Source organism: Streptomyces sp. NPDC031100 (genome assembly GCF_055570785.1).
Map to the genome: position 1 here is coordinate 45353 of NZ_JBVIGN010000011.1, position 14789 is coordinate 60141.

Here is a 14789-nt window from a genome sequence, read left to right on the forward strand (position 1 = left end):
CGCGGCCTCACGTCGAGGCCAGCAGGTCACCTCCGACGTTCTGGCCCGGGATCCGCACGGCAGCGCTCTCGGGCATCGACTCGCCCAGCAGCAGCGTCCGCACGACCCGCTCGGCGGCCCGGCCGTCGTCGAACTCGCAGTACCGCTCCCGGAAGTCCGCCCGCAGCCGCGCCGACTCCTCGTCCCGCCAGGACCCGGAGGCGAACAGCCAGGCCAGCTCCCGGTAGGAGTGGGACACATGGCCCGGCGCCTCGGCGGTGATGTCGAGATAGGCGCCCCGGCTCGCGGTGTACGCGGCCCAGTCGTCGGCGTGGACCACGATCGGCCGGTCCAGATTGGCGTAGTCGAACATCAGGGCCGAGTAGTCGGTGACCAGCACGTCGGCGGCGAGCAGCACCTCCTCGACGTGCGGCTCGTCCGTCGCGTCGACCACGATCCCGCGCCGGGCCAGCTCGGTCAGGCCCATCCCGCGCGCGGGACCGGTCGCCAGCGTCGGGTGCAGCCGGACCACGAGCGTGCAGCCCGTGCCCAGGTCGGCCGCGAACCGCGCCAGGTCGATCCGGTCCACGTGCCCCCCGCGCCGGTAGTCCCGGCGGGTCGGCGCATACAGCACCACCCGGTGGTCCTCGGGGATGCCGTGCCGCTCCCGGAAGTCGCTGGAGCCGCCGTTCACCAGCACGTCGTTGCGCGGGCTGCCGGTGCGCACCGAGCGGAAGTGGCAGGGGTAGGCACGCTCCCACACCAGCTCGGAGTGGCGGTTGGCGACCAGGCTGTAGTCCCAGCGGTCGGCCCGGCGCAGCATCTGCGGCACGTCGAAACCGAGCCGCGCGCCGGGCTTGTCCAGCAGGTCGGCGCCCATGTACTTCAGCGGGGTGCCCTGGTGGGTGTGGATGTGCACGCTGCCGGGCCGCTTGGCCAGCGAGCCCGGCCAGTTGACGTCGTTGACGAAGAACGTCGCCCGCGCCGTGACCTCCAGATAGCGCCGGGAGCCCACGAGCACGTGCTCGACCCCGGGCGGCAGCCCGGCCGCGGTCTCCTCGTCGCGGACCACCCACACCCCGCGCAGCTGCGGGGCGATCTCCCGCGCCCTGCGCCAGACGGCGGCCGGATCGCCCAGCACACCCCGGTGCGAGGACGCCGAGTACACCACCAGATGCGGGTCCAGCGGCCGGAGCGCGTGCAGCCCGGCCCAGCCGCTCCGGGCCCGTCCGGCGGCCGCCCGGCGCGCCGGCAGCGCCCGTCGCCCGGCCTCGCGCCCGGCCTGCGCCGCCTGCCGGCGCAGCCGGTACGCCGCGTAGCCGCCCTCCAGCAGGGCGACCTCACCGTCCACGAGAGCGCCCTCGGGCCGGTGCCTGCGGAACATCTCCGTCGTACGCCGGAAGAACTCGGCCCGGTCCGCGGGCGGCAGCCGGTCCGGCTTGGCGAGGATGTCCAGGCAGTGCTCGCCCATCTTGCGGTGCAGATACGGCCGCCAGCTCCACAGCTCCTCGCGCTGCTCCACGAAGGCGAACACCCGCTCGTACTGGTCGTGGATGTCGAAGTGCTTGCGGCTGGTGGTGGACAGGATGTTGCCCTGCCGGCGCTGCCGGTAGTTCAGGCAGATCCGGTCCAGGGCCGCGATCCGGCGGGCGCTGAGCATCACCGGGAAGGTCCAGGGGGTGTCCTCGTAGTACCCGGGCGGGAACGCGAAGCCGTTCTCCTCGACGAAGTCGCGCCGGTAGACCTTGTTCCACACCACCATCAGCAGGTCCAGGATCTCCGGCCGGTCGGCGACCGTGAAGGTGTCCGCGCCGGCCTCGGCGAGCACGCGCGCGAGCACGTTGCGCCGGGTGCCGCCCCACCAGTAGGTACGCGCGTAGTCGAAGACCAGCACGTCCGGGTCGGCGGCCTCCGCCAGCCGGTCGGCGACGGCCCGCAGCGCGCCCGGGGTGAGGGTGTCGTCGCTGTCCAGGAAGAACAGGTAGTCGCCGGTCGCGTGCGGCACACCGGCGTTGCGGGCCCGGCCGAGGCCGACGTTCTCCGGCAGGTGCAGCACCTTCACCCGCGGATCGCGGCCCGCGTACTCGTCGAGGATCGCGCCGCAGCCGTCGGGCGAGCAGTCGTCGACGGCGATCAGCTCCAGGTCGTTGAAGGACTGGAGCAGCACCGAGTCGAGGCACTCGCGCAGAAAGCCCTGCACCTTGAAACAGGGCAAGATGACACTGAAGCGGGGCACGGCGGATCAGCTCCTGACGAGGGTCGCGGCGGCGGGTGCGGGGATGCGCTCGGCGAGCGGGATCACCGGCGGGATCGCCTCCGGCGGCTCACCCAGCAGGACCCGCCGTACGACGCGCTCGGCGGCCCGTCCGTCGTCGAACTGGCAGAACCGCTCGCGGAAGGCGGCCCGCAGCGCCTTGGCCTCCGGGCCCGCGTACGAGCCGTCGCGGAAGACGCGGGCCAGTTCCTCGGGGGTGCGGGCGACCGGCCCCGGCGGCTCGCTCATCAGGTCGAAGTAGACGCCCCGTGTCTCCTGGTAGACCTCCCAGTCGTCGGCGTACACGACGATCGGCCGGTCCAGGTTGGCGTAGTCGAACATGATGGAGGAGTAGTCGGTGACCAGCGCGTCCGCCGCCAGGCACACGTCCTCCGAGGAGCGGTGCGCGGATACATCGATCATGCGGCTCATCCGGGCGGAACCCCCGGCGCGCCCCCGGTCGTAGAAATAGTGGGCGCGCAGGAGTACGACGACGTCCTCGCCGGCCGCCGCGCAGAACGCCTCCAGGTCGAGGCCGGGCTCGAAGCCGGTGTGGTGGTCGCGGTGGGTCGGCGCGTACAGCACGGCCGTGCTGCCCTCGGGCACGCCCAGCTCCCGCCGGATGCGGGCGACGTCGTCGGCGGTCGCCGTGTAGTAGACGTCGTTGCGCGGATAGCCGTACTCCAGCTGCTCGTACGAGCCGGGGAAGGCCCGCTCCCACATCTGCGTGGAGTGGCGGTTGGCCGAGAGGTTGAAGTCCCAGCGGTCCACCCGCCCCAGCAGCCTGGAGAAGCTGCCGGTCTGCGCGGCCACCACCGGGTACGTCGACTGGTCCACGCCCATCGTCTTCAGCGGGGTGCCGTGCTGGGTCTGCAGATGCACGCTGCCCGGCCGCTTGACGACGCCCTCGGCGAAGTTGGCGTTGTTGACCAGGTACGTGGCGCGCGCCAGCACCTCCCAGTAGCGGCGGGAGCCGATCACCGCGTGGTCGACGTCCTTCGGCAGCGCATGGGCCTGGTCGGCCTCGACCAGGAACACCGAGCGGATGTGCGGGGCGAGTTCGCGGGCCTTGGCGTGGATCGCGGCCGGGTTGCAGGCGTAGCCGCGGCCCCAGTAGGCGCAGTACACGGCCAGGTGGGGGTCGAGGGGGCGGCGCAGGTCGCGGGCATAGCGCAGCCGGGTGCGCAGCATGCGCGGGCGCGGCACGCCCGTGCCGACCCGGGCCGCGGCCTGGTTGGCGCCGCGCAGCGCACGGAACGCCGTGTACGCGCCGGCCGCCAGCAGCCGGTGCTGCACGCCGAGACTGCCGTCCGGCACCTGGTAGCCGGCCGGCCGGTACTGCCGGTACAGACGGCGGGCCCGGCGGAAGAACGCCCGGTGCCCGGAGGGCATCCGGTCCGGCCGGGACGCCGTCTTCAGCACATGCGCGAACAACTGCTCGAAGAGCGCCCGCGTCCGCTCGGCCGACAGCCCCCTCCCGGCCGCTCGGGCCAGGACCAGCTCCACCTGGTCCAGCAGCCCGTGCTGGTGCGGTCCGGGCAGGTTGAGCCGGCTGCCCTGCCGGCGCAGCCGGTGCCGTACGACGACCCGGCGCAGCACCGCGGTCCGCGCGGCGGCGATCATGGTCAGCCCGCCCCAGCCCAGGTCCGTGAAGTGACCGTCGGGAAAGACGAGGTCGTGCTCGGCGAGGAAGGCGCGGCGGTAGACGGTGCCCCACGCCGGAAGCTGCACGCCGGTCAGCTCGGGGAACGCGTCCGGAGCGAAGGCGCCCTTCGGCGCCCCGGCCAGCAGCGGGGCCGCCGGGTTGCTCGGCTCGCCCTCCCACCAGGGGGTCCGCTCGTGCTCGACATGGAGCACGTCCACGCCGGCGGTCTCGGTCAGCCGCGTGTCCAGCGCCGCCAGCGCGCCCGGCAGCAGCAGGTCGTCGCCGTCGAGGAACAGCACGTACGCGCCGGTCGCCGCCCGCATCCCGGCGTTGCGCGCCCCGCTCAGACCGGCGGACGGCGGTGAGTTGACCGGTGTCACCCGGGAGTCCCGCTCGGCGTATCCGGCGGCCACCGTCGCGGCAGGGGCGTCGGGGGCGTCGCAGACCGGGATCAGCTCCAGGTCGCCGAAGGACTGGCCGAGGACCGAGTCCAGCGCCTGGGACAGCCGACCAGCGACCCCGTGGGAAGGGACGATGATGCTGAAGCGGGGCATTCTGCTCTTTCTGTCGTCTTGCGGACGCGGCTGGGCCGTCCGGCGGGACGCCAGGTGGACGGCCGGACCGGAGTGGGCCGCGTCGTGCTGAGGGGCATGGGAACTCCCGGTAGGACCAACGCTGTTCAGCGGCTCTCGGTGACGGGGAGCGAGCCGGAAGGTTGCGGCGCGGTGGCGAGCGGGCTGCACTCCGACACGGCCGACGGCACCGGGTGGCGCTCGGCGAGCGGAATGAACGGCGGCAGCCCCGCCGTCTCGCCCAGCACGACATGCCGTACGACGCGTTCGGCGGCGCGCCCGTCGTCGTACGGGCAGAACCGCTCCCGGAACGCCGCGCGCAGCTGGGCGGAGCGCGAGCCGCGCCAGTGGCCGGTGGCGAAGATGTCGATCAGCTCGTCCTCGCTGCGGGCGACCGCGCCCGGCGGGACGGCGCGCAGGTCGAAGTAGGTGCCCCGGGCGGCCTCGTACGCGTCCCAGTCCTCGGTGTGGACGACGATCGGCCGGTCGAGGTTGGCGTAGTCGAACATGACGGAGGAGTAGTCGGTGACCAGCGCGTCCGAGGCGAGGCAGAGGGAAGCGATGTTCGGGTGGTCGCTGACGTCGATGACCCGGTCGGCGCCCTCGGCGAGCGGGCCGGGGTGCCCGTAGTGGGAGCGGGCCAGGATCACGAAGCGCGGGCCCAGACGGCGCACGATCCGGTCCAGATCGAGGGCGGGGCGCTGGGTGCGGCGGTAGTCGCGGTGCGTGGGGGCGTACAGCAGCGCGACCGTGCCCTCGGGGATGCCCAGCGACTCGCGGATCCGGGCCACGTCGGCCGACGTCGCCCGCTGGAACACGTCGTTGCGCGGATAGCCGTACTCCAGCGTGGTGTAGCCGCCGGGGTAGACGCGCTCCCAGGTCAGGGTGGTGTGGCGGTTGGCGGACAGCACGTAGTCCCACTTGTCGACGCCCCGCAGGAGCTCCTCGAAGTCCATGTCACCGGCGGCCGCCGGGCGTTCCTGGAGGTCGAGGCCCATGTGCTTGAGGGGCGTGCCGTGCTGGGTCTGGACGAAGACCTGGCCCGGGCGCTTCCTCAGCCGGCGGTCGAAGTTGACGTTGTTGACCAGGTACTTGGAGCGGGCCAGCGCCGTCCAGTAGGCGAAGGTGCCCGGACGCAGCCGGCGCGGGCCCGGCGGGATCGTGTGCTGGTGCTCGGGGCGGGCGATCCACGCGGTGCGGATGTGCGGGGCGTGGGTGCGGAACGCCTCCTCCAGGGCGCCCGGATTGCAGCCGTGTCCACGGTTCCAGTAGGCGGCGAAGACGGCCCGGTCGGCGCGCAGCGGAAGGCGCAGCTGGATGCGGTAGTGCAGCTGGAGGACGGCCGCCCTGAGGGCCCGGGCGAGCTTGTGGGTGGCCTTGAGGGCGCGGCGGCGGGCGGCCATCGCCAGCCGGAGGGCGCGGTAGGTGCGGTGCAGGCCGAAGTGGACCAGGGTGTGGCGCAGCCGGGTCCGCAGCGGGACGGAGGCGCCCCGGACGTGGTGACGGCGGTAGTGGGCGCGGGCCTTGCGCAGGAACTCGCCACGGGTGCCGCGCGGGAGCCGGTCCCGCTTGGTGAACACCGTGGAGAAGTGATCGACCATACGGCGGAACAGCACCGGGCGCCACCGGGCCAGGTCGGGCCGCGCGTCGAGGAACGCGAACACCCGGTCGTACTGCTCGAAGATGTCGAAGTGCTTGCGGCTGACGGTGCCGAGGATGTTGCCCTGCCGGCGCTGCCGGTAGTGCACGCACACCCGGTCGAGGGTCGTGATCGACTCGGCCGCCATCAGGACCGGGTAGGTCCAGGGGGTGTCCTCGTAGTAGCCCGGCGGGAAGCGGAAGGCGTTGTTCTCGACGAACTCCCGCCGGTACGCCTTGTTCCAGGCCACCATGATGACCCTGAGGAGCCCTGGGCGGTCCTCCAGGCGGAAGGGCGCCGGGCCCTGCTCGGCCAGCTGCGTCGCGACCTTGTTGCGCTCCGCCTCGCCCGTCCAGTACGTGCGCGCGTAGTCGAAGACCACGACGTCCGGCTCGCCGGTCTCCTTGATCCGGTCGGCGATCGCCCGCAGCGCGTCCGGGGTGAGCGTGTCGTCGCTGTCCAGGAAGACCAGGTAGTCGCCGGTCGCCTCGGCCATGCCCGCGTTCCGGGCGCGGCCAAGACCCTGGTTCTCCGCCAGGTGTACGGCCTTCACACGCGTGTCGCGGGCGGCGTACTCGTCGATGAGGGCACCGCAGGCGTCCGGTGAGCAGTCGTCCACGGCGATCAGTTCGAGATCGGGGTACGACTGTGAAAGCACCGAGTCCAGGCACTCCGGCAGGTACGCCTGGACCTTGTACGCGGGGACAATGACACTGAACCTGGGCAAGGGGCATCCATCGGTCGGTCGGCGCGGGGGTTCTGCCCGGGAACGGCCGATGGAGTGAATTGGTTACGGTTCGTACGGCATGTGGGGGACATGGGGTGAACGGGAAGAGGCGGGCTTTTTAAGGCCCGCCCCTCGAAAAAGTGTCCCTTTTATTGCTACTTGACCGCGCCCGCCATCACTCCGGACACGAACTGCCGCTGGAACGCGAAGAACACGACCAGCGGGACCACCATCGAGATGAAGGCGCCCGGCGCCAGCACGTCGATGTTGTTGCCGAACTGCCGTACCTGCGTCTGCAGGGCGACCGTGATCGGCTGCGAGCCGGACTTGGTGAACACCAGCGCGACCAGCATGTCGTTCCACACCCACAGGAACTGGAAGATGCCGAGGCTCGCGATCGCGGGCCCGCCGAGCGGCATCACCACCCGGGCGAACAGGCGCAGTTCACCGGCGCCGTCCAGGCGGGCCGCCTCCAGCAGCTCCCTCGGGATCTCCGCGAAGAAGTTCCGCAGCAGGAACACCGCGAACGGCAGTCCGAATCCGACGTGGAACAGGATCACCCCGAAGATGGTCCCGAACAGGCCGATCCGGCCGAACAGTTCGGCGATCGGGATCAGCGCCACCTGCACCGGCACCACCAGCAGGCTGACCACTCCGAGGAACCACCAGTCCCGGCCCGGGAACTCCATCCACGCGAACGCGTAGCCCGCCAGCGAGCCGATCACCACGACCAGGATCGTCGCCGGGACCGTGATCAGCACGGTGTTGACCAGCGAGTTGGTGATGTCGCTGTTCTCCAGCAGCTTCTGGTAGCTCTCGAAGGTCAGCTGGGACGGCTGGGAGAACACCTTCCACCAGCCGCTCGCACTCATGTCCTCCGGCGCACGCAGCGAGGAGATGAGCAGGCCTACCGTCGGCACCAGCCAGAACAGGCCCACGAGGACGAGGAGGACGCGGACCAGACCGCCGCTGAGCTTCTCGGTGATCCTCGAACCGAGCGACCGCCGGGCCTTCACCGTCATGTCGGCGGGTGCCGTCTTCCCGATGCTTCCGGCGGCGGTCGTCATCGCCGCACCTCCCGCCTCAGCCTGCGAATGTTGAACCACATCACCGGGATCACCAGGAGCAGCAGGAACACCGCGATGGCGCTCGCGATGCCCGGCCGGCCCTCCGAGAAGCCCTTCCGGTACAGCTCCAGGGCCAGCACGTTCGCGTCGTCCTGGGAGGAGCCCGGCGCGATGATGTAGACGAGGTCGAACACCTTGAGCACGTTGATCATCAGCGTCACGGTGACGACCGCGAGGACCGGCGCGAGCAGCGGCACGGTGACCCGGCGGAACACCTGCCACTCGCTCGCACCGTCCACGCGCGCGGCCTCCAGCAGCTCCCGGGGCACGCCCGCGAGACCGGCCGCGATCAGCACCATCGCGAAGCCCGCCCACATCCACACGTACGACCCGATGATGGCCGGGGTGACCAGCGACGGGCCGAGCCAGTCGACACCGTTGTACGGCTCCCTGAAGTTGCTCGCGGGAAGCCTCAGCCGAGCCCCGTCGGCCTTCGCGGGCAGCGTGAAGGTGCCGTCGCCGGCCGCCTTGGCGGTGGCCACCACCGTGCCGTCCTTCACCGCCTCGATCCGCATCCCGGCGTAGCCCAGCTCCGACGGGTCGGGCGCGCCCAGCTTTCCGACGCCCTTGCCCCGGGTGAAGTCCTGCCAGGTGGTGCCGGTGATCTTCGCCGGCTCCGGCTTGGCCGCCACGGCCTGCTTCGCACCGTCGGGCATCTGGTCGGGGGCGACGCCGACCAGCGGGAGCGTGACCGTCCGGCCGGTGTGCACCGTGGCCGTGGTGATGAAGCCGCCCTGGTCGGGCTTCAGCGGCGACTCGCGGCCCGGGTGTGCCTTCGGGAACGCCGACGCCTGCGCGAAGCTGTCGTGCACGCCCACCCACACCGCGTTGGCGACGCCCTTGTCCGGGTCCTGGTCGTACACCAGCCGGAAGATGATCCCGGCCGCCAGCATGGAGATCGCCATCGGCATGAAGACGACCAGCTTGAACGCCGTGCCCCAGCGCACCCGTTCGGTCAGCACGGCGAAGACCAGACCGAGCGCGGTGGAGACCGTGGGCGCGAACACCACCCAGATGATGTTGTTCTTCAGCGCCGTACGGATGCCGTCATCCGTGAACAGCGCCTTGTAGTTGTCGATGCCGGCGAAGCCGTCGCCCGAGGCGTTGTAGAAGCTGCGGACGATCGAGTACCCGATCGGGTAGACCACGAGCGCGCCGAGCAGCACCAGGGCGGGCAGCAGGAAGAGGGCTGCCACCGCCCTGCGGGTGCCCGTCACGCTCTTGCGGCTCTTCGGTGCGGCGGGGCCCGGTGGGGCCCCGGCCGCCGCTGCCGACGCCATCGCCGGCTCAGCTCCCGTTCCCGTAGGCCGCCGCCGCGTCCTTCTCCAGCTTCGCCTGGGCGCCCGCCACGTCCTTCGGGTTCTTCAGGAAGTCCTGCAGATCCTTCCACTCGCCCTTGCCGGGGGTGCCGCCGAAGGCCTGCGGGGCCTGGTCGGACATGTCGAAGCGGAAGTCGTCGCCGGACGCGATCAGCGCCTTGGCGATCTTCTGCTGCACCGGGTTCGGGTAGGCCGACTCCGGCACGTTCTTGTTCGGCGAGAGGTAGCCGCCGAGCTTGGCCTGGATGGTCGCCGCGTCCGGGGAGGCCAGGAAGGTGGCCAGTGCCTGCGCCCCCTTGGAGTCCTTCAGGATCACGGCCGCGTCACCGCCGGAGACCACCGGCGCCGACGAACCCACCGCCGGGAAGGGGAACACCTTCGCGTCCGTGCCCACCTTCGCCTTGGTGTCACCGATGTTGACCTGGGCGAAGTCGCCCTCGAAGACCATCGCCGCCTTCGGCTGGTCGCCGCCGGTGAACGTCTGCGTGACCGAGGCAGGGAACTCCGTCTGCAGAGCGCCGTCCGCACCGCCCGCCACATAGTCCTTCTTGCCCCAGATCTGGCCGAGCGTGGTCAGGGCCTGCTTCACCGAGGGATCGGTCCACTTGATCTTGTGCTGGGCGAGCTGGTCGTACTTCTCGGGCCCGGCCTGCGACAGATAGACGTTCTCGAACCAGTCCGTCAGCGTCCAGCCGTCGGCACCGCCCACCGAGAACGGGGTGACACCCGAGTCGTACACCGCCTGCGCGGCGGTCAGCAGCTCCTGCCAGGTCTTCGGCTCCTTGGCGCCCGCGTTCCCGAAGGCCTGGGCGTTGTACCAGATCAGCGACTTGTTGGCGGCCTTGTAGTAGACCCCGTACTGCTTGCCGTCGACCTTGCCGATGTCCTGCCAGCTCTGCGAGTAGTTCTTCTGCAGTTCCTTGAGCGCGTCCGCGCCGAGCGGCTTGGCCCACTTCTTGTCCACGGCCTGCTTGATCGCGCCCGGCTGCGGCAGCAGGGCGACGTCCGGCGGCTGACCGCCCGCGATCTTCGAACCGAGGAAGTTGATGATCGGGTCCTGGGCGGGCACGAACGTCACCTTCGCGCCCGTACGCTTCTCGAACTCGGCCAGGACCTTCTTGAAGTTCGCCTGTTCGGTGCCGGTCCAGACGGCGGCGACCTCCAGGGTCGTGCCGTCCAGCTTCGGCAGGGTGAGCGTCGAGCCCGGGGCGGTGCCCCCGCTGCTCTTGCCGCCGTTGTCCTTCTTGTCGTCGCTGCTGGAACAGGCGGTCAGCGCGAGCGCTCCCGCGAGCAGGGCGACGAGTGCGGTGACGGCCCTGTGTGTCCGGATGGTGCTGCTGTTGCCACGCATCACTTCCCCGTTCGTCGTTCTTCGTTGAACGTCAGAACTCACTCCCGTGCGGTCCGGTGTACGCCGGGCCGCACAAGGGCGGCAAGAGCGCCTGCGCCGTCCGGCGGTTCATCGTGACCGGCTCGTGATCAGGGAGGTATGCGTACGGATTTTCGCTACAGCAGTGAGGGGACTTCCGCCGCCGCGACCTCCCTGGCCGCCCGCTCCACCGCGCTCGCCAGCAGGGCCAGGTCGGTGGGGCCGTTGCCCAGTTCGCGCACGGGACGCCGGGTGGGCGGATCGCCCATCCGCTGCCACTCCAGCGGCACGACCGTGGGCCGCTGGGTCGCGGTGCGCGGGATACGGCCCGTCACCCGGCCGCCCTGGAAGCCGACGGTCCGCCCGTCCGCGTACGTCAGCCTGCCCCGCCCCGGCGCCGGCTCGTCAGGTCCTGCCGCCGGTGCGTCCAGCGTGACCCGCAGGCCGGCCCGCCGGGCCGGTTCCGTCTCCGCCGTACGACCGCCCGTCCCGGCCGCGGTCACCAGGTGGACGCCGAGCCGCTCGCCCTCCCTGGCCACCGCCTCCAGGGCCCGCATCACCGACCCGGCGGCGGGCCGGCCCGGCGAGCCGAGCGCGGGGGAGACCAGTGCGTCCAGGTCGTCGACGACCACCACGAGCCGGGGCAGCGGGGGTGCGGGCTCGGTGCGTCGCCGGGCCGCGCCGGGCCGCAGCCGCAGTGTGGAGCTGGGCGGCGCCTCTATGTCCCCCGCGCCGTCCCCCGCACCGGAAGCCGCCGGCCGCCCGTTCGGGCCGCGCTGGGCGACGATCCGGCCCGACACCTCGCGCCCCGCGTGCCACTGGGCGAAGTCCGTCCGGCCCAGCAGCTCCGCGCGCCGCTTCAGCTCGGCGCTCAGCGACTGCGCGAACTCCCGCATGCGGACGGGGTCGTTGGCGATGAGGTGGGTCGTCACATGGGGTATGTCCGTGCAGACGCGCAGCCCCTCACCGCGGCCCGCGCCGGTGCCGACGCCGTCCCGGCCGTCGATCAGCACCATGCCCAGCCGGTCCGGGCGCTCGGCGGCGGCCAGCGAGGCGACCACGGCCCGCAGCAGCTCGGTGCGGCCGCTGCCGGCCGGTCCCTCGATCAGCAGATGCGGCCCGTCGGCCACCAGGTCGGCGGTGAGCGGGCCGCGCGGACCGGCGCCGAGCACCGCCCGCGCCCGGCCGCCCAGCGACTCCGTGTCGTCGGCCGCGTCCGCCCAGCGGGCCATCAGCGAGGCCGGGGTGGCCCGGGCCAGGCCCAGCTCGTCCAGCAGCCGCGCCGACTGCGGCAGCGGTACGGCCACGCGCGCGTGCCGCTCGCCGACGGGTCCGTCCGGCCTGAGCGGCGCAAGAGCCCGCGCGAACCGCTCCGCCCAGGCGGGGGAGACGGCGTCGACGGTGGCGAGGGTGCCCGGGCCGACGGGGCCGGTCGGCGCGACCCGCATCACGTGCAGCGTGCCGGCGATCTCACCGCTGAGCAGGGCCACGGCCCCGCAGTGCCGGAGGGTGGGCGTGACCGCGCAGGCCGCCTCGTAGGTCTGCGCCACGGGCGAGGCGGGGGTCGCGGCCGTGGTCTCGGCGAGGCAGACGACATGGATCCCGGCCCGCGGGCCGGCCACGGCCAGCCGCGCCAGGGACTCCTGCAGAGAGGCCCCGCCGGGGTCCCCGTCGACGACGACAACGGTGTACGGCCCCGGGAAGCCGGTCCTTCCCTCCAGCTCGGCGCCGTCCCTGGCCCAGGAGGGGCGGCGGGCGGAGGTGGTCTGGTGCGAGGCGGTGGGGTGTGTGCCCTGGCCGGGGGCGGCGTGGGCCGTCGTACCGCTCGCCGCGTCCGCCGTCGCGGCCGGGACGGGTCCGGTGGGGCCGCCCGCCTGCGCCGGCCTCGCCCCGGCGGGCTGGGCCGCGCCGCGGCCCGTCGCCGCGAACTCCTCGACCCGGCGCAGCAGTTCGGCCGTGCGGGCCGCCGCCTGTTCGCGGTCGTAGGCCAGCAACAGGCGGCAGTCCTGGCCGTGGCCCGGGCGGACATGCGGAAGCCAGCCCAGCCAGGACCACTCGGCCGTGCGCTCCTCCTCCGGGCGGGTGCGGTCCGCGCTGATCAGGACGACCTCGAGCAGGTCGGGGGAGTGCAGCGCGACCAGCTGGGCCAGCACCGCGCGGGCCAGCCCGGACAGCCGGGGGCGCGGGCCGGCCAGGCCCAGCGCACCCGCCTCGCGCAGCGCTGCGGTCACCGGTACGGCGGGCAGCACGCCCGAGCCGTCCGGCGCGCTCCGGTCGGCCGTGCCGAGCCGCACCGTCAGCGCCTCCGGGTGACCCGACGCCCGCTCCCACAGCCGGGGCCCGGGACCCAGCGCCGTCAGCAGCAGCGCGGCGGGGTCCGGCCAGGTCTCCGGCAGCTGCGGCAGCTCTGCCGCCGGGGTACGGGCCTCAGCGGCGCCGTACTCCTCCTGCCCGGCCGACGGCTGCTCCGCGCGCCCGCCGGCCAGCCGCCGCGCCCACGCACCGAGCCCGCCCCGACGACGTCCGCCCTGGGGAACGTCGGTGCCCCGGAGAGGAGTGTCCTTACGGCCTCGGCCGCTTCCCGCGGCGGCGCCGGAGGACGCACCGTCCGGCACCGGGCGCGCCCCACAGGCGTACGCGCCCTCGACACCACCCGGGCCGCCGACGCCGAAGCGCCCCGCATGCGTGTCCCCACCGCGGGGTTCACCGCCAAGTCGGCTGGTCCCGAGGAGGCCTGTGTCCGCATTCCCGTCACCGGATGCCGGGGATGCGACGCGTGGGCCGCTGACCTCGTAGCGCCCCGCATGCATGGCACTGTCGGAGGAGACCACCCCGGCAGCCCCGAAGCGGCCCGCGGTCCCGCCGCCGGAAGCCGAGCCCGGCGCCCCCGCGCCTCCCGCCCGGCTCTCGATGCCCGGCGCCCCGGCCTGACCGGGTACCGTCGACCGTTCCCCGCGCCGGTGCTCCTGACCCTCCGCGCCCCCGCCCGAGGCGCCCCAGCTCGCCGTGCCGTATGCGTGCTGCGTCGGCCCGGAGGGGCCGTAGGCACCCGCGCCCGGCGCGGAATCCACGCGCGCGTGCCCGGCGGCGCCTGTCACACCGGCCCCGGCGCCCGCAGCCCTGGTCCCGGCGCCGGTCGCCCCGGTCCCCGCGCTTGCCGCACCGGCCCTGGCGCCTGGCGCCCCGGCCCCGGCGTTCGCCGCCCGAGTTCCGGCGCCCGCCGCATCAGCCCCGGCGCCAGCCGCACCAATCCCCATGCCTGTCGCCCCGGCCCCGGTGTCAACTGCACCAGCCCCGACGCCCGCCGCACCGGCCCCAGCGCCCGGACCCGTCACACCGGCCCCGGTCCCCAGCGCAGGATCCCCCTCGAAACCCCCTGCCGCCCCCGGACCACTGCCCTCTTCGCCCCCCAGGGCGATCCGTACGCACCCCTCCCCGTCCGGCACCGTCCGTACCCGTGCCCCGGGGCCCGCGGACGGAGTGACCCGCAGGGCGGACTCGCCGATCCTCAGGAGGGCGCCCGGAGGGAAGCGCAGCGGGCGGTCGGTCACGCGGGTGCCGTCCAGGGCCGTGCCGTTGGTGGAGCCGAGGTCGGCGACCGAGACGCGGCCGTCGGCGGCGACCGTGACCGCACAGTGGAGGCGGGAGACGTCCGGGTCGTCCAGCGGGACGTCGGCGTCGGCGGAGCGGCCCACGGTGATCCGGCCGCCGTGCAGCAGATGGACCCCGCCCGCGTCCGGGCCCGCGACCACGTGCAGTTGGGTCGGGGCGTCGTCCAGCTCGGGATGCGGCTCGGGGGCCGCCGGGGCGCCCAGGGACAGCACGGCGCCGTCGACCAGGGGAGGCTCGCCGAGGGTGCAGCGGCGGGGGTCCAGCCGCTCCGCGCCCGCGTACAGGACGACCGACGCGCTGCCGGTGTCCCGGCCCGTGGCGCCGTCTCCGGTGACCGCCGTGGCCAGTGCCGACGCCACCGCGGCCAGGTCCGTGCCCGCGGGCGCCGTCACCAGCACGTCACGGCTCGCGGCGCGGCCCCGCTGCGGGGACGGGCCCAGCGGGTCTACGACGGTCAGCCGGATCTGCATCGCCGTCAGCGGTCCCTTCTGCCCGGGCGCGGACATCCCCCACCCCCGCACGAGCACGTCGGCCAGTACTGCACGC

7 protein-coding genes are annotated in these 14789 nt (G+C 73.3%); all 7 read right to left on the reverse strand.

From position 1 onward, the window contains the following. Nucleotides 1-7: 7 nt before the first annotated feature. The 7 genes from ACZ5DS_RS28565 to ACZ5DS_RS28595 all read right to left on the reverse strand — a co-directional run bounded on the left by ACZ5DS_RS28565 (nt 8) and on the right by ACZ5DS_RS28595 (nt 14713). Nucleotides 8-2215, reverse strand: coding sequence for a bifunctional glycosyltransferase/CDP-glycerol:glycerophosphate glycerophosphotransferase (locus ACZ5DS_RS28565; RefSeq protein WP_468243916.1), 2208 nt, complete (start codon nt 2213-2215; stop codon nt 8-10). Nucleotides 2216-2221: 6 nt separating this feature from the next. Continuing rightward, a complete protein-coding gene (locus ACZ5DS_RS28570) occupies nt 2222-4432 on the reverse strand; it encodes a bifunctional glycosyltransferase/CDP-glycerol:glycerophosphate glycerophosphotransferase (RefSeq protein WP_468243919.1) in 2211 nt (736 codons plus the stop codon). A 125-nt stretch (nt 4433-4557) separates the two neighbouring features. Beyond that, nucleotides 4558-6816: a bifunctional glycosyltransferase/CDP-glycerol:glycerophosphate glycerophosphotransferase gene (locus tag ACZ5DS_RS28575; protein ID WP_468243922.1), complete on the reverse strand. Its 2259-nt coding sequence runs from the start codon at nt 6814-6816 to the stop codon at nt 4558-4560. A 155-nt stretch (nt 6817-6971) separates the two neighbouring features. Continuing rightward, nucleotides 6972-7883, reverse strand: coding sequence for a carbohydrate ABC transporter permease (locus ACZ5DS_RS28580; protein WP_468243925.1), 912 nt, complete (start codon nt 7881-7883; stop codon nt 6972-6974). After that, on the reverse strand, nt 7880-9223 hold the full coding sequence (locus ACZ5DS_RS28585; RefSeq protein WP_468243928.1) for a carbohydrate ABC transporter permease: 1344 nt from the start codon (nt 9221-9223) through the stop codon (nt 7880-7882). The genes ACZ5DS_RS28580 and ACZ5DS_RS28585 overlap by 4 nt, the downstream gene beginning before the upstream one ends. A 7-nt stretch (nt 9224-9230) precedes the next feature. Next, complete coding sequence (locus tag ACZ5DS_RS28590) at nt 9231-10613, reverse strand: ABC transporter substrate-binding protein (RefSeq protein ID WP_468243931.1); 1383 nt, start codon at nt 10611-10613, stop codon at nt 9231-9233. Between the two features lie 155 nt (nt 10614-10768). After that, a complete protein-coding gene (locus ACZ5DS_RS28595; protein ID WP_468244607.1) occupies nt 10769-14713 on the reverse strand; it encodes an FHA domain-containing protein in 3945 nt (1314 codons plus the stop codon). Nucleotides 14714-14789: the final 76 nt, after the last annotated feature.